Here is a 16,375-nt window from a genome sequence, read left to right as displayed (position 1 = left end):
GAGGATTGATATGGATGAAGAAGATATTAAATTGTTTAATGCTGCTTTTTTGTGTCTGGGAATAGTAGGGGTGATAGTTATCGCTTTGATAGCTTTCCAACCTGATGGTTATCAAAGATTCTTAAAGTTTATAGAAATAACTTCAGAGGGTTTTGAAAAATTTTCTAATATCATGAACGAATTACTTTCGTTCTGGAATTGATTTATCGAATTGGCTTGAGAGAGATTGGGAATTTGCAGGTGCTGAGAATAGATTATCTCACGGAAAAAAGAAAAAAGCCCAATTGGGTAGGAGGAACTTATATGCTTAATAACTTTAGAACAGCGAGTGCTTATGCAAGCGCTCGTAGACAACAAAAGACTGCTCAAAGAAAAGCCTTCTGGGATAGTTTTGGGGAAATCACTCCTAGTGAGTGGGCAAACGCCAAGCTATCTGGAGAGGTTGAAATTGGGGTTTCAAACGATAGCATCAAGGGTAGAGAAAACCTTCCTAGATTGGATTACAAGCTAGGTTGGTTGCCAAACGGACATCGTTACCGTTTAGGTGCTAAAAAGAAACCAGTATCAAAGATTATGCCTTTCCAACCACGGAAAGACGATGACGATCTTCTGAGCGCAGAAGAGTTCGAGCGACTGTTAAGTACGCTTTAAAAAGTATGAGAGACCTAAAAATCATGAAAAAGATTGATTTGTTAAAATGCTTATCCATCATCACAAAAGACGGATTAAGAACACAAAAATTTAAGAATAGCCATCTACAGCTCATCTCTTCAGCTGAAGAAGGAAGACGAGGATCTGTATTTGCTTATCGTTCAAAAGCGAACATGGTGAAGGCACGTGGTGTTGTTTTAACCTCTGTCGAATCATTGCTGGAGAACCAGGATCAGTTTACACACTGGACTCCTAATGTGTATTGCTACGGAAGCTATAGTGATGCTGGTCGACGGATTACACGTGGGCACTCTGAAGATAATCTTAGACAGATTAACACATTCTACATTGACTTCGATATTACCTCTGCAGCTGAAGAAATGACGACAGGAGATATTTTAACCGCTTCTCTGGAGCTAGGTTTTATGCCAACGTTGATTCTAAAATCTGATAAGGGATTTCAAGCCTATTTTGTCCTCTCAGAATCAGCTTATGTTACAGCTCATTCCCAATTTCGAGTGGTAAAGGTGGCTAAAGCTATCTCTCAAAATTTGAGAAATTACTTTGCTCAAACTTTACCAGTAGATTTGACTTGTAACCATTTTGGGATTGCTCGGATTCCTCGAACTGATAATATTGAATTTTTTGAAGCTGACTATACCTATTCGTTCCAGGAGTGGTTAGATTGGTCAATGAAGCAATCAGAACTTCCTTTCCCAAGTAAAAAGCCCAATTTGACGGTTATTTCAGGCTCTGAAGGGGTGAAACAGATTGATGAACCCTGGTATCAATTGCTGATGAGAGAGGGGAATATCAAAGGTGGAAAAGCCTTGATGGGAAGAAACAACGTTCTTTTCACGCTAGCTTTAGCCAACTTCTCTTCAGGAATCGATCAGGAAGAGTGTGAGGAGGTTCTTTCTAGTTTTAATGCGAATCTAGACGAGCCACTCTCTTCAGCTGAATATCATAAGATTATCACAAGCGCCTACTCAGGAAAATATGAAGCTGCTAGTCGTGATTATGTTATGACTTTATGTAAAGCATGGGTCAATCAGGAACTCAAGGCTTCAGATCTCTTTGTGAAGCAACGTTGGTATAAATTTAAGAAGAAACGTGCTGACAGGAAGAATAGTCATCTCTATGAATGGAAAACAGACGTAATGGCCTATTTAGAAGGTTTCTATCAATCTGAGGATCCATTTATCCAGACGACGAAAAAAGAGATACGAGAGAAGTTGAACATTCCTGAGCGTTCATTGGATAAAGTATTGAAGGTTCTCAAAACAGAACAAAAGATCTTCTTCACAGTCAAACACGGCCGTGGAGGAGGCATCAGATTAGCCTCTATCAAAGCAATCCTGCTTTCCCTTATCAAGGTGAAGAAAGAGCGTCAGGAGGCTTATATGGCCAATATTGCTGCTTTCTTTGAAGAAAGTATAGAGTTCACTCAAAGAGTGATAGAAAGGGTTAAAGATGGCTTTAAACAAACACAACAACTATCTCTATTTGAGCTTGATATTGGATAATTTTAAAAACCCGCAGACTGCCTTACATTTATATCTACGATTATTACCAAGATATAAATGTATGTAAAATAATCTATGGAGGAATGATATGATTTTGATTTTAGCTGGACTATTTAGTCTTATATTTGTTGGAGGATTTTTATTAATTCTCTCACTTATAGGGATTCGTCAACGAGTTCGTTTAGAAAACGGATATGATTCTGAATTAGAGACAGATCTATTGGCAATGATTGGCCAAAATAGAAAGTGAGAAGAAGAATGAAGTACGTAATTTTCAGTTTTGAATTAGGTGACTATATTTGTAATGGGGAGAATAAAGTTTTAGTTTTTGATACATTGGGACTAGCTTTTCAGTATCTTCAAAAACATTACCGTAAACCACTTCCTGAACAAAGAAAAAAGAGATTGATTCACTATCCTGATGTGTATCAAGCTCCGTTTAGACTTTTAAAAGTTTGTTAGGAAGGAGAAAGGTCGATGTCAGAGTTATTCAAAATTATTAGAGGATACTACCTAACAGGGGTTGGGCAGGAACCATTGGCTTATTATTTTAAACTTTCATCGGATAACTTAAAATTTGAGTCTGTTTCTGCAGGGGATGTGGCTTTAACTTTTTATCAAAACGAGGAGAGTATTTCTAGCATTCCAGCGATCATTAGAGTAGATAGTGTTATCTCGAATGATAAAATGATTTCAGATTACCTGCAGGAGGAGTTGAGAGATCATTATCCAATGTTGCCAATTGTCCGTGTATTGGATTCCGAGGAATTTGATCCTTTACTCTTTCAAGAAGTGATGACAACTTTCACTAACTTGAAATCAGAAATAAAAGAATTGGCCAAGATTGATTATGTTCAAGGTTCCATATTTGATTTTATGGATGAGGAGGAGATAGGATGAAAGAGCTTTTTACGCATGTTAAGTTAGCTCTAGGGGCTGGGGCTCTTCTTGCCATTTTACTTGTGAGTCTCGCAGTTTTAGGAGGATATAGGCTGTATAAAGATTATTTTATCTTAGATTATGATCCTCACCTTACTCAGAAGGAATACCAGAATACTGTACTTGATCAAAATGTAAATCTAGTATTTTATAAAAAAGATTGTCCTTACTGTCAGGTTGGAAAAAGTGTAGTTGTAGATGCAGCCAATAAAGGTTCCTATCCTACATTTTACATTGATACTCAGACAGAAGAAGGTCAAAAGTTGGTAGAAAAATACCAGGTTGAAAAAGCTGCAACTATCATCAAGATTCGTAAGGGAAAAATAAAGAAATATCTGTATGCTTCAAGAGATTCAGATGAAAAGATTGTAGCAGATGAGAAAAGTATTCAGGAGGCCATAAATGACTAAAAGGGTAAAGCTAAGTAAATGGGCCGAGACAGCCTTTCAAAATGATTGTGAACTATGGCGTACTAGGACAAATGAAGGAATGGTTGTTTTAGGAAAATTATCAGATGGAACGTTTACCCTACATCGTTTTAATGATGAGGGAGGAAGACTAACACATATTTCTCAAGATGAGGCTCTTTGGCTAACATTGGATTTGGCACCTGAAAAGTTAGGTTGTATTTAAGGAGGCAGTATGTATCAAATTTTAAATGCTATTGCGCATGGCGTTGTTGGAACCGTCTTGATTGCGATCTGGTTTGTACCGCTCTTCAGGATAACTATATGTGATAACTTTGGAAATGAAATCAAAACGAAAAGGCTGCCATTGGCGTTCTTAATGCTACTAAAAAGTGTTTGGCCGAAAAGTAAGGTTTCATTTATTTGGAGAGGATATAAGAGGCATGAGAAACGGAGGTAAGGCACTGGTATAAAAACAAAAATTTACATAGAGTAGAAAGGATATATCCATTATGATAGATACAATCAAACGCTGGATTGAAAAGATAAAATCTAGCCCAATTTTGAAGCCATTTATTAAGATTAAAGTTTGGTTTCAAGAGAATATTATTAAGAGAAAACTAGTTATTTTCTCAATGTTGTTTGTGACCTGGTTGACCCTTTTGATGGGAGCAATATTCTCGCCACAAAGACAAACTTATACTTCAGAACAACTCAAAACAAAGCAGGTTTTTGCGAATGGCAGTGGTGAGATGAAACTGGTCAGCCAGGAATATTCACCAGATACTGGAATTATCGTTTTACAATTTGAGACGAAAGATGCTACGACTTCGATAGATCGGGGCATCGATGCCAAACGATTGAAATGGAAACTCTATGCGCAACATAAAGACTCAAAAATAGAGATGGATGTTGTGCCAATCATTGATAATAAAGTATCGGTTATTATTAAAGGAGTTCCGAAAAATTTTGGTGCATTTGCGATCGATGTGACAAATCAGACAGTCGCTTCTAGCTCAATTGATGTGAATATTTCATCACCATCCAGTGACTCTAAAAAGGTTTCTCAGAAGAAATCTGAAGAAGATGACACTGTACAATTCTTTGTAACTCCTCAAAATACTCAGCTTGAAATTAAAGCTATTGAGGTTGTCTCCAGAGAAGAATTTACTCTTCAGGAAATAGAAAAAGAGATCAATTTCCAGAATGAACAGTCTCAAAAATTGACAACATCAATTGCTCAATTAAAGGAATCAATTGAAGATGATAATTCACGAAAAGCGAGTCTTCAGGCAGAAGCAAAATATCTAACAGGCGATGATCACGAAGCCAATCAAAAGAATATTGCTACGCTGGATACAAACATCGAAACGAAGAATAGAACCATCGAAACAGCCTATAAAAACATTGAAAAGTTGAAGGCTAAATTGGAGTCTTTGGACAAGAAAAAACAGGCAGTCAAAGATGGAACATTTGAATTTTCAAACCCTATTGAAACTGTAGAAATGAATTAAAGTGAGGTAAAATAAAATGAAATCAAAGAAAAGTTTTAAAAAGCTTTACCATGTAATGTTTTTTATAATGATTGATTGTTGCTTCACTCTATATATTTTACTTACTGTGTCGGCCTTTCTTACTTATCAGTGGTTTGTAAATCTTAACTCTTCTACAATTCTTTATTATTACGATACCATGAGTGTACTATGGTTTAGTATTTTAATTTCTACAATTTTGACAAAGATATTATATCGTCCATTGTTAAGCTCTATTTGGTTCCAACCCTTGTGGGATAAGATAAACGGATAGTGAATAAAGAGAATGAATCTCCTTAATTTTTGAATTAAGGGGGTTTATTTTTATGATTGTCCCTTTAAAAAATTTTTTTTAGTTATCTTTTATACTAGAATCAATCAAAAAAGAAAGGCAGAAAAATGAAAGAACAACTTAAATTAGCACCAAGGGAGAATCAACCAGTTAGAAAGCATCGTACTGTATTCACAAGTACAAAAGGTTTGCTTAGAAAACAAAAATGGGTTGCGCTGGATATTGATGAATATGGAATAACCTATCATAGTAATCCAGGGTATAAAGGAGAAATGTTTTCTTCAATGTACCTCGTTCTACAGGAAATTAAAATTGATGAACGTTCTTTCACACTAACCATCAAGAAAAATGATCATGAAGTTTATGTGATTGATTTGAAAAAATTAGATGGCGATTTGTGGAGCAACTTCCAAATTATAAAAGAAAAAATTACCAGCTTTGCAGGAAATAAATTAAGGAAATAAGAAATACGAAATTAGAAAAAAGGAGAAGTAATCATGGCCAAAAATGATTTAAAAAAAATTGATAATCAACTAGAAGAGGCAAAGAAAAGAGTTGCCCTTTTGGAACAGGAACGTAAAGAAGCAGAAGAGAATCTTCAAAAACAAATTGGTAAAATTTATGTTCAAATTCAATTGAAGAAAAATAAAAATCAGTCGTATGAATCAATTTTTGAAGAGTTAAAAATGGAATTAAACCTTATCAAAGAGGAGGAAAAAGAACAACGTTTAGCAGCTAAAAAAAATCGTGAAGAAGGATACTTTTCAGCTGAAAATCAGTCTTAATTTTTGAGTTTTGAACTTCAAAGCGAAGTCTAAGACGGTGTAAGCAAAAGTGTGTAAAAAGGGAAAACGGTGTAAGTATAACACCTATAAAGTGTGTAAAGGTAAGTATAGCATGTGTGTGTAAGTAGGTGAAACCGAGAAAATTGATATCATTGGAAACGTTGATACTATCAACATATCACGGCACGTGATATCAGTTTCCCTTATGCTCTTTTCTACCACAACACACTAAAAAGGACCTTAGTCCCTCTGTGTGTGTTAGTGTGTTGAAAAACCGCAAAAATAGAACCGTATCGGTTCGTGATGTTGCGAGGTTGAAGTTTTCTTTTTTGCTTCTTTTTACTTTTGCTTCGACAAAAGAAAAAAGAAGTCCTGTTTTTGGGACAATAAATAATAAGATGGAGGATACAGATGGACATTCTCATTAGAGGATTAGCACAGGAAGAAGTTGCCTATCTAAAAGCTCTTGCTAAGAAAAATAAAGCCAACTCATTTAACGATTTTCTGCTCTCAATCTGTCGTGAAAAAATTGAGTATGGAAAATTTAATCGTGCTCAAGATTTGTATGTGGCTCATTTAGAAAATATGAAATTAGCTTCTGACCATGTTCTGAAACAAATGAAAAAACAGACAAGGATACTATCTGAATTTGAAGAAAAAATGGATCGGTATGGCGATCATATTTCACGTTGGTTAGAGTATGAAGGGGAGGTGGAAAGTGATGACTAAAAATTTTTTAATTAGAAATGTTCCTGATGATATGTTTGAACAACTTCAAGCTATTTCAAAAAAATATAACTATCCAAGTTTCAATGAGTTTATGTTATCGCAAGTTCAAAATATCGTAATGAACGACGGATTGAATTTGTATAATAATCAATTTGCGGAAACATTATCTGATATTAAAAAACAACAAAGTCAGATTTTAGAATTGATGTTGAAGAATGAAATTTCTCTTTCAGCTTTAAATGTTAAACAAGATATTGTAAATGAACTAACGACAAATTGGTTACATTTTATGGATGATGTATCAGCACTTGAAGCTGAACGACGGTCAGGTGGTGTTTGAAAATGAAGAAGAATAAATCTCTGTTCATTATTCTCATTTTTCTTGCAATCTTTATCGTACAACCTAACAATTTTAATGCTATCAAATCTGGCTTGACACAAAATAATATCTCGACTCAATTGAACATAGCCGATTCAGCTGAAGAAAAAAATTCCAACTCAAATTTGAATACTTCTCTGAAAAATGATGATTTGAAATCGAAGGAGTATGATGAAAAAAATCAAGTGATTGTTGTCAATGAAAAATCACAATTTACAAAAGACGAATTGAGTTTAGAAAATGGTAGCTGGGAAAAATATTCTGATCTAGATTTTTTAAATCGTGTAGGAATTGCTGAAGCGATGTTGGGAAAAGATTTGATGCCAACTGAAGATAGAAAATCTATTTCGTCTATCACACCAACAGGATGGAAAAATAAAAAAATAATTTTCAACGGGAAAGAAGATTATTTATATAATCGTTCTCACTTAATCGGTTTTCAATTAAGTGGAGAGAATGCAAATGCTAAAAATTTATTTACAGGTACACGTGCTTTAAATGCAAATTTTGAAGATGAACAATCATCAATGGTTTACTATGAAAATAAAATTGCTAACTACATAAAAAATACGAACCACCATGTCCGCTATCGAGTAACTCCTATATTTAGAAATGTGGAATTAGTTGCTAGAGGAGTTCGTATGGAAGCACAGAGTATTGAAGATGATGAGATCTCATTTGATGTATATATCTTTAATATTCAACCAGGATACAAAATCAATTATTTGACAGGATCATCTCAGAAAATTTGAGGAGGGAAAAATGAATCCAAGACTTAGCTTATATTTTAGCGAAGAAACACATGAAAAATTTAAAGAAATAAAATCCTACTTGAAAGAATCGTCTGCTTTGCGGAAACAATATCGAAATAATTCGGCAACGATTGTCACTTTGATTGAAGTTTTTTATAAACTCTTTATTGAATTAGGAGAAGGAAAAAATTTCTATGAGCGACTGACTCAGCTGGAAAAAAATTTGAGGGATGCCTTTGATTCTGGAAATGACAACAAGGCAATTCATCGACAACTTGATCAAATTCTCTATTTAGCGCTGACCAATTTTCATGCTATTACGAAAGATGATTTTGATGTTCAAGATTTGGAATCTATTCATTCACGACTGGATCCTACACAGCATGAATTAATGGCAAGAATTAACGATATCATTCAAGAAGATGTTGCACGTGGTCAAACAATTAAACATTCTCATTAATTGAAAGGAGACCTTACTCGTGAGTGAGTCTAGTCCAAGTATTACATTCATGCTGCAATACACTGAAGCAAATAGTGGATTTGTAGAATACACCAATAGAGACGAAGCTGTTGAGGTTGATAATGAATTAAATTTAGAAACACACAGACAAAATATTGAGTCTCTAACTGAAGATGAACTACAAAAAATCCAAGCTGAGGTTCCAGAAACAAAACTTAATTTCCAGGAATACATCGAGTATATGAATCGTTCTTATGCTACTGAAAACCAAAGTGAAGAGATGACAGCGATTTTTACAAAAGAGGCCAATTACTTGCAGCGTAGCAAAGTAACTGAATTGAAAAGTAAGTTAGAACAGGCTTATCAAAATGGCTCTCTTTTATGGCAGGGTGTTATCTCTTTTGATAATGATTTTTTGGCCAAGGAGGGATTATATGATCTGGAAACTGGAAAAGTCGATCAGCAAGCTATTAAGTCGGTCATACGTGAAGCATTGCCAAGGTTGATTGAAAAAGAAGGCTTGTCTGAGTCATCATTTTGGTGGGCTAACATTCACTTGAACACGGATAATATTCATGTGCATTTTGGTTTGTCCGAAGTTGAATCTGCAAGAGAAAAATTTTTCTATCGGCCTCGTGGACGAATGGAGTACAGAGGTAACTTTTCCCAGAAAACCATTGAGCGTTTTAAAAGCGATATTTTTCATGGGCTGTTAAATGAACAGACTAGAGGAATGATTGTTCGACGAGAACAAATCTTGGCCAATATCAGAAGTGAGTTGATCAATTCTGTATTTAGAGATCAGAAGGTTCGTTCTTCAGCTGAAAAAAATTTTTTGGAACAGGCTTACAACCATTTACCAATGGATAAAAAATGGCGCTATGGCTCAAATGCAAGAGATTTTGCAGTCAGTAAATTCTTCATTGATCGCTATCTGGATTCCTATTTAGAAAATGATGGGAAAGAGCTCTATCAAGAATTTCTGAAAGAAACGAAGGACTTCCTAGAAACCTATAGAGGAGCTTATTCGGCTGGGAAAAAATCAACCTACGAGAAGATTCGGAAACTTGATGGTCGTGTTGAGAAAACACAACAGGAGGCTGCAGGCTATCATCTGCAGCAATTAATAGCGAATCGAGAGAAGGAGTTGAGAGAACGATTAGCAAATAGAATCTTGCACCTATTTCGTGAGAATGCTCCTGAAATAGCTGATGTTCGGCTGGAAAAAAATTTGGCCAATTTCTCAGTAAAAAATCAACAAATGATTTTAGAACAGGATCCCAATGCAAGTGTTATTAAAACACTAGATGCTTGGAAAAAACTGGGTTATGAGTTAAAAGATGGGGCAAAACCTCTTGAAATCACAAAACCAGTCTATGCTGCTTATGATAAACACGGAACAGGTTTGGGACGTCCTGAATATGTTACGGAATTAGTTTATGATGTGAGTCAGCTGAAAGAAGACTTACTGGAGAAGCAACTTACTTTAAGAGACTTGTCGCTATTTTCTTCAGCTGATTTGAAAGATCTTGTAGAAGCAGCTAAAAAGAAAAGTGATCGATCATTAAAAGAGCGCCAGGAGTTAGGAACATTTCGCTATGCTTTAAAATTGAGTTTATTGGAGGAAAAACAGAGTAGTTTATTAGTTCGTAAAACTCTTTTTGATCAAATTCAACCACTTGAAACCGATAAGCCATTTGTTGAATTGAAAAAGAAAGAGATTCAACAAAGACTGAAGCTGACTGAACTGCAACTGACTCCAAATTATAAACTAGGTGAAGCAGACCAATCTTTAAAACAATCTCTTGCTAACCAATTTGAAGATAGTGTTTCTTTTTCAGTAGAAAAGGCTGATTCATTAGCAATTCAAGCACCTATTAAACGTCTGAAGGGAGAATTAGCGGCAGTTCAACCTCTTCAAGATGAAGGAGTGCTAACTATTCTAAAGGGCTATCCTATTACGAAAGATAGCTATATAGAAGAGTTACAAACCCATATCTCAATTTTTCAGCTGAAACATCAGATTTACAGTCGAAACAAGGAAATTTCACAAACGACTGATCAAACGACTATTCAAAAATTAAAACGGGAGAATGCGAAAGGATTTTCTGAACTCAAATCACTCTATCAAAAAATATTGCCAGAGGAAGAAAGCAATCAGAAAAGTCAGTTAGCTCAAGTTGTTTCACATAAAATGCAAGAAAGGAAGAACTTGCAAAGAAAAAACGTCCAACAATCCCAAGGCAAAGCAATCATCAATACAGATTTTATGAGAAATTTGACCAATTCTCTTCAAAGGGCCCAACGTGCAAATAAAAAAGCCCTTATGGAACGTGAGAGAAGTGATGAGAGGCAAGAACTTGAGGAAAAAGGACAAAGTATATAAGAGTCATTGTAAAAGCAATGACTTTTTTTGTTGAAAATGGAATTATATTGTCCCTTTAACTGTGATGTTTCGATTATTACATAGAATAGAAGGATAAAAAGAGAAAGGAGTAGAAAAAATGGAGCTAGTATTTCCAGATGTCACAGTTGAAGACTTTGACTTTTCAGCCGAATGGTTAATTACGGCAATGAATGCCGATAACAAGCAAGTACATTTTGAGGGTCAAGGAAGAAATTCTGATTTAGAAATGGTTCTAGACTTTAAGGAAAATTCTGAGCTATTTGAATCTTTTTCAGTAGGAGAATTGGTTCACTTAGACCCAGAAACGTTTCTACAAGCAGAGAAAGAACCATACAAACCACAGTATGAAGGATTTTAAGGAGATTTTATATGACAGAACAAGAATCAAGACGTGGGAAAAGTCGTAGAGAACGTGTTGAATTTGCACGTTCTAGAGATATTTTGGATGTTGCAAATGAGCTTCAGATGGAGCTGGTTCGATCTGGACGAGACTATCGATGGAAAGAACATGATAGCCTAGTTATTTCACCTGATAAAAATTTATGGAAATGGTTTTCTAGAAATACAGGTGGTGATGCGATTTCTTTAGTTGAGACAATAAAGGAAGTAGATTTTAACCAATCTGTAGATTTTTTAAATGATGGAAATTTTAAAGAGTTTCAAATGGTTGAAAGGCCTCAAGAAGATTTTAAATACTATCTTGAGAAATACGAGCAGCCGTTATCAGCTGGACGAGACTACTTACGAAATCAACGTGGGCTATCAGATGAAACGATTGATTATTTTTTGGAACAGGGCGTTTTAGCCCAAGCTAATGCCAAACTTGACTACTTTGCGGAAGGCAATGGTGGAGTCACAACAAATGCGGTTGAGCCAGTTATTGTCTTCAAGTCCCTTTCTTCTTCAGGTGAAGTTGTTGGAGCCTCTTTACAGGGAATCCATGAGAATTGGGAGAAGTGGCCAAAACATGGATATGCTAAAGTGATTATGAAAAACTCCGATCCTATGACAGGTATTCATGTTGATATTGGCAGTCCAAAACGATTGATTTTCACTGAGAGTCCAATTGATTTAATGTCCTACTATGAATTGCACAAAGATAGTCTTCAGGACGTCAGATTAGTTTCTATGGATGGTTTGAAAGAATCGACTATTGGCCGTCATCTATCTCAAATTAAGGCTGAAATGTCAGGAAAAGCGCTAATATGGACACCTGAACAATTGGCAGATGGACTTCAAGTAGCTATTGATCATCACTTTTTTGAAGATGGGAAGAATGCCGATTTGATTACTCTAGCTTTAGATAATGATAAAGCAGGTAGAACATTCATTCAAGAATTAGAAGCAAAAGGAGCTGTTATCAATTCAGATCTACCAGAACTAAGACCAGGACAAGATAAAACTGACTGGAATGATGTTCTAAAGAATCAACAGGAAGACAAACCTGATAACAGTCGTCTTGCCCAGGCGCGTAGAAAATTGGAAAGACTAAGGGGTGAACAAGACGATGCTATTTCAAGAGCGTATTCCCACCAAGCGTTAACAAATGGGCAACCCATGAATGATAAGCGAGACGGTGCTAGCTTTATGCGTAAGCAAGAACAAATAGAAGGTCAAGTCTTCTCAAAGATGGATGAGATTAGACAACAGGAAGAGCTAGTAGAACGCCTGGAGCATCAACAACGTTTGAAAGAGATGGGATTGAATCGTCAGGGAAGTGGTCTGGAGATGAGTGTTCAAAATATACCTCGAATCCGTGAAGAGCTAGCGAAAGCTGAACGTGGGGAGTCGTTCTTTACTAAAGCTACTCTCAAACGCTATCAAGAAGAGTTGACTAGACTTGAAGCTATATCTGAACAAATGGGTAAAACGAGCATTCAGCCAGCAGCTCAAGCCTTAATTGATGAGGACCTAGTGAATCAGTGGCAAAAACAACCAAATACTTATTTTGTAAAAGGGTTACGAAGAGTTGCCCTGGAGTTGACTGAAGAAGGAGAGTTTCAATTATCTTCACAAACCAAGTATCATCCGAAAACAGATGAAGAAAGACTGAAGGTGGATGAATTGCTTGCCAAACAAGCGCAAGGAAATGCTGGAGTAAAACAGATGATAGAGGAAGAGCGAAGCTCAGTACCTCCAGAGTTATTTGTAGCCTTTGATTTTACAGAAAATCCAAATCTGTCTCAGAAATTCTCATCAGGAGATGTGATTCCATATAAGGATTTTATAGCTCAATTGTATGAAGAGAATAATTTGAGAATGCTTAGTCTGGGATATGATAAAACTTATTTTGCGTTGCAAGATGAGGAGGGGAATCGTCTGACAGATGATTTACGATATGACATTGGTAGTGAAAAAAATGATCTTTCAACACAATTGGGAGAAGTTCTTCCAAGCTCTTACTTAGAACAGGCACAAAAGGCAGATCATGACTATCAGTCTCAGATTTCAGCTGAGGAAAATATTCAATTAGAGTTAGTTGAATCAGAAGAAAAAGAAAAGTCCCTTGATAATTATCAAGAGACTAACACTGGGGGCGAACTATTAAATCGCAATTCCAGTTCTTTAGGAGTAGAAACTCCAGGGACAGCACCGCAGCCCGTTGAGAAAAATTCTCAACCTGATTTTCCTGCCAATGTTCGTCTTCATTTTACCATCGATGAGGATCGAATGTCAAATAAAAAATTCAGAAAAAACATGCGGACGTTAAATCTATATGCAAACGCAATGAGGGACTCGGCTCAATGGTATTTAAAAGAAATGTCAGGGACAAGTATCCATTATGTTTATAAGAATCCAGAAGAAAAGCAATTCCAAATTCTAAATGTTAAATTTGACAAGAAAAATTGGATGCACTTAACCGGAGTAACACCTGTATATAATGAGTGGGTAGAACATTTGTCTGAGTCATTCGTTGAAGATGTTGCAGCTGGGAAAGGGCATTTCAAAGATTTAAAATTTACGCAGGGAATGTCAGATAAATTAAAAGTTTTGAACTTATTACCTGAGGTGATAGAGTCAGATTCCTTTGTGTTTAACGATCTTTCATCTGTAAAGAAATTTAATAATCTGGATCTTACAAAGGCAATCAGACCAGAAGATACAGATTTGCTATTGTTATTCAAAGAAAAAGAATTTACTCATGTCCCAGCATCTTTAATGAGGGTGAAAGGTGATTTAAGTAAACAACTAGAAGATATAGATACTGGTACAATTCTCGGTGTCTATAGAGAAAGGGATGGTCACATTGAGCAACTGTCAATCAATGAGGAATATGTTAAAGATGGTGGCGAGGAAATGTTATCTGTCTTAAAAAATAAGCAGTATGAAGAGATTCCTAAAGAATCTGAACAAACAACTTCAGTAAATACTATAGATAAAACTACACTTGATTCAGTAACCTTTACTCAAGTTTTGGATACTGTCTATAATTTAGGTGTTCCAAATGACATCTCAAAAACTCCAGAAGCATTTCATAAAGCCTGGGATCAATATCTTGATTATGCTAAGAAATACAATGATAAATTTGATCAGATTGTTGCAGCTGCTGGAGAAGATAATCTCCTAGATATAAATTCAGACTTCTATGAAGAATGGCAGCAAGATCATATCTATAAGGAAAACTACCATGTACGTCTTCAATGGTCTGAGGAGCGGCCAGAAGGCCCTATATTGCCCTTTAAAGAAACAGAGCTGATATCTTATCAAGATTTTGTTAGAGAGCTATACAAGGCCAATCAGGACTTTTATCCAATTCATCAAGAAGGAATGAAACAAGTAACAGCGGGCAACACTGAAGGATATATCCCTCCTACCAAAATTAAGTTTGATATTTATGCTCCAGGTGGTGAAGTTATTAAAGAGGGAATTCGATATGATGTTGGAGATGAGACTAAACCAATTTCACAAATGCTAGGATTAGGATATCGTCGACTCAACGGTCAATCTGTACTAGCATCGATGGATGAAGAAATTCTTTCTCAGCTGGAAAATAAAGAGGTGAATAAGGAAATTTCCCAGGAAGCAAATGAATCGTCTCGATTGACGGAAGAGGGAGAAGGTCAAACTCTTGATACAAGAGAAACGGTGGCTTTTCAATCTTCTAAGCAAGAAACTAAAAATAATTTGCTTCAGCGTGTAGAGGAGATTCTGAAAGAGAAACCTATTTCAGATTTGGAGACTCCTGAAGTAAACTCAAGTAGTATTGATTATGCTGCTTTAACGCCTCATGAATTGAGTGAGGTTGCTTTCCAAAAAGTGAGAGAGTACACAGAAACACCAGAACGGTTAGAAGAGTATCTGAATTTTATGAGTAAGTTTCCAGAGCTCTCACCTAGAAATGTCGCTTTGATTCAGGAACAGTGGCCAGGAGCGAGTGCAGTCGCAACCTATAATCAATGGCAATCGATGGGGGAAGTTCTTGGGATTACTTCAGATCAGGTATTTGAAACTAGAAATACCTATACCAATAAAAAAACAGGTCGAACAAGAGAAGTTGTCCATAACAATCTTTCGGTTAAGACAGGAGAAAAATCACATATTACCTTGTTTAGACCTATGATGGTTGAGATGATTCCTGTATTGGATGAAAATAGAAATCAGGTAAAAAATGGAAAAGGCAATCCAAAATATAAAAGACTTTCTGAAGCGACACCTGAAGAAAAGGCGTTAAAGAAAGAAGGAAAATTGAAATCTCGCTTCTTCCAGGAAAGAGATTCAAACACAGGCTTAGCTAAATTCGCTACGTATAAAGTATTTGAGTTGTCTCAAACAACCTTGAAACCTGAATTTTATCCCAAAGCGATGCCAAATCGTCACTATGACTTTAATATGGATCATATTCGTACAAAAGAGGTACTTGAAGGGCTTTCAGACTATGCTAAGGGTATTGGGGTAACAATCTATCAAGACGATGCAAAAGAGTTGAGAAGTGCGAAAGGAGCTTTTTATCCAGATGAACAAAAGATACTTTTGAATCCGGATAATACTCCTGGGGAAGTCGTTGCAACCACTATTCACGAGTTGGCGCATGCTAGTCTACATAATCCTAAATTTTCTAACTCGTATAAGGAAGATTTCTCAAAAGATCGTAGAGAACTTGAAGCTGAGATGACAAGTTATCTCGTTTCTAATCATTTTGGGTTAGATACTTCTGAAAAAGCCATTCGCTATATGGCAATTTGGACTGATAATTTGACCTCTCTTGACGATCAACAACTAGCGCAATCTATGAAACGAATTCATGGAACAGTATCTAAGATTGTAAAAAGTGTTGAACAACATACAAAGCCTTACCAGTTAAACAGACAGGTGGTACAAAATCAAAATTTTATCCAAAGCCCAAAGAAGGGGCTTAAAATCTAGAAAGAGTGCTCTTTAAGAGCCTCTTTTTGTGTATAAAGTTGTATAACTTTTTGTGCTGTTTATTGATATCAACTCACTCTATTCTTTGTCGATGTCCCTTTACAAAAGATTTTTTAATTATAGCTTACAATGACTGAAAATGAAGTAGAAGG

19 protein-coding genes are annotated in these 16,375 nt (G+C 35.9%); all 19 read left to right on the top strand.

The genetic code is table 11. The features are described 5' to 3' along the window. Window positions 1-10: 10 nt before the first annotated feature. The 19 genes from QM450_RS01530 (at window position 11) to QM450_RS01440 (ending at window position 16,223) form a co-directional block, all read left to right on the top strand. Entirely contained in the window at window positions 11-202 is a 192-nt protein-coding gene (locus tag QM450_RS01530; protein WP_101776663.1) for a hypothetical protein, read from the top strand. Window positions 203-303: 101 nt separating this feature from the next. Next, window positions 304-651, top strand: coding sequence for a hypothetical protein (locus QM450_RS01525; RefSeq protein WP_269798521.1), 348 nt, complete (start codon window positions 304-306; stop codon window positions 649-651). Between the two features lie 23 nt (window positions 652-674). Then, on the top strand, window positions 675-2,177 hold the full coding sequence (locus QM450_RS01520; RefSeq protein ID WP_269798522.1) for a primase C-terminal domain-containing protein: 1,503 nt from the start codon (window positions 675-677) through the stop codon (window positions 2,175-2,177). 88 nt (window positions 2,178-2,265) lie between these two features. After that, the gene (locus QM450_RS01515) at window positions 2,266-2,427 is read left to right on the top strand and encodes a hypothetical protein (RefSeq protein WP_269798523.1); all 162 of its coding nucleotides are present in this window, start codon (window positions 2,266-2,268) and stop codon (window positions 2,425-2,427) included. An 8-nt stretch (window positions 2,428-2,435) separates the two neighbouring features. Continuing rightward, entirely contained in the window at window positions 2,436-2,639 is a 204-nt protein-coding gene (locus tag QM450_RS01510) for a hypothetical protein (RefSeq protein WP_000878299.1), read from the top strand. A gap of 15 nt (window positions 2,640-2,654) precedes the next feature. Further along, on the top strand, window positions 2,655-3,077 hold the full coding sequence (locus QM450_RS01505; protein ID WP_001292118.1) for a hypothetical protein: 423 nt from the start codon (window positions 2,655-2,657) through the stop codon (window positions 3,075-3,077). Beyond that, window positions 3,074-3,526: a thioredoxin domain-containing protein gene (locus tag QM450_RS01500; protein WP_269798524.1), complete on the top strand. Its 453-nt coding sequence runs from the start codon at window positions 3,074-3,076 to the stop codon at window positions 3,524-3,526. The genes QM450_RS01505 and QM450_RS01500 overlap by 4 nt, the downstream gene beginning before the upstream one ends. Continuing rightward, window positions 3,519-3,749, top strand: coding sequence for a hypothetical protein (locus QM450_RS01495; protein WP_000167063.1), 231 nt, complete (start codon window positions 3,519-3,521; stop codon window positions 3,747-3,749). Before QM450_RS01500 ends, QM450_RS01495 begins: the two co-directional genes overlap by 8 nt. 9 nt (window positions 3,750-3,758) lie before the next feature. Continuing rightward, on the top strand, window positions 3,759-3,983 hold the full coding sequence (locus QM450_RS01490; protein ID WP_269798525.1) for a multidrug transporter MATE: 225 nt from the start codon (window positions 3,759-3,761) through the stop codon (window positions 3,981-3,983). A 52-nt stretch (window positions 3,984-4,035) separates the two neighbouring features. Next, window positions 4,036-5,037, top strand: a complete 1,002-nt coding sequence (locus QM450_RS01485) for a hypothetical protein (RefSeq protein WP_269798526.1) — start codon at window positions 4,036-4,038, stop codon at window positions 5,035-5,037. 417 nt (window positions 5,038-5,454) lie between these two features. Beyond that, window positions 5,455-5,811, top strand: coding sequence for a hypothetical protein (locus tag QM450_RS01480; protein ID WP_269798527.1), 357 nt, complete (start codon window positions 5,455-5,457; stop codon window positions 5,809-5,811). Window positions 5,812-5,844: 33 nt separating this feature from the next. Then, window positions 5,845-6,132, top strand: coding sequence for a hypothetical protein (locus QM450_RS01475; protein ID WP_269798528.1), 288 nt, complete (start codon window positions 5,845-5,847; stop codon window positions 6,130-6,132). 411 nt (window positions 6,133-6,543) lie between these two features. Further along, the gene (locus tag QM450_RS01470; RefSeq protein ID WP_269798529.1) at window positions 6,544-6,861 is read left to right on the top strand and encodes a hypothetical protein; all 318 of its coding nucleotides are present in this window, start codon (window positions 6,544-6,546) and stop codon (window positions 6,859-6,861) included. Continuing rightward, window positions 6,854-7,201, top strand: a complete 348-nt coding sequence (locus QM450_RS01465) for a hypothetical protein (protein WP_000164564.1) — start codon at window positions 6,854-6,856, stop codon at window positions 7,199-7,201. Before QM450_RS01470 ends, QM450_RS01465 begins: the two co-directional genes overlap by 8 nt. A 2-nt stretch (window positions 7,202-7,203) precedes the next feature. Further along, window positions 7,204-7,992: a DNA/RNA non-specific endonuclease gene (locus tag QM450_RS01460; RefSeq protein ID WP_269798530.1), complete on the top strand. Its 789-nt coding sequence runs from the start codon at window positions 7,204-7,206 to the stop codon at window positions 7,990-7,992. A gap of 10 nt (window positions 7,993-8,002) precedes the next feature. Continuing rightward, entirely contained in the window at window positions 8,003-8,452 is a 450-nt protein-coding gene (locus QM450_RS01455; protein WP_269798531.1) for a hypothetical protein, read from the top strand. A gap of 49 nt (window positions 8,453-8,501) precedes the next feature. Further along, a complete protein-coding gene (gene mobP2 / locus QM450_RS01450) occupies window positions 8,502-10,838 on the top strand; it encodes a MobP2 family relaxase (RefSeq protein WP_414319530.1) in 2,337 nt (778 codons plus the stop codon). Between the two features lie 118 nt (window positions 10,839-10,956). Then, window positions 10,957-11,217 carry a hypothetical protein gene (locus tag QM450_RS01445; protein WP_414319455.1) on the top strand — a complete coding sequence of 87 codons (261 nt, stop codon included), beginning with the start codon at window positions 10,957-10,959 and terminating at the stop codon, window positions 11,215-11,217. 11 nt (window positions 11,218-11,228) lie between these two features. Continuing rightward, window positions 11,229-16,223 (top strand): PBECR4 domain-containing protein, encoded by a 4,995-nt coding sequence (locus QM450_RS01440; RefSeq protein ID WP_414319454.1) that lies wholly within the window; start codon window positions 11,229-11,231, stop codon window positions 16,221-16,223. The last annotated feature ends 152 nt before the right edge of the window (window positions 16,224-16,375 follow it).

The organism is Streptococcus infantis, from assembly GCF_047464615.1.
Taxonomy (GTDB): Bacteria; Bacillota; Bacilli; order Lactobacillales; family Streptococcaceae; genus Streptococcus; species Streptococcus infantis_Y.
The sequence above is the reverse complement of the archived record's forward strand: the minus strand, read 5'-3'. Positions and strand labels throughout refer to the sequence as shown.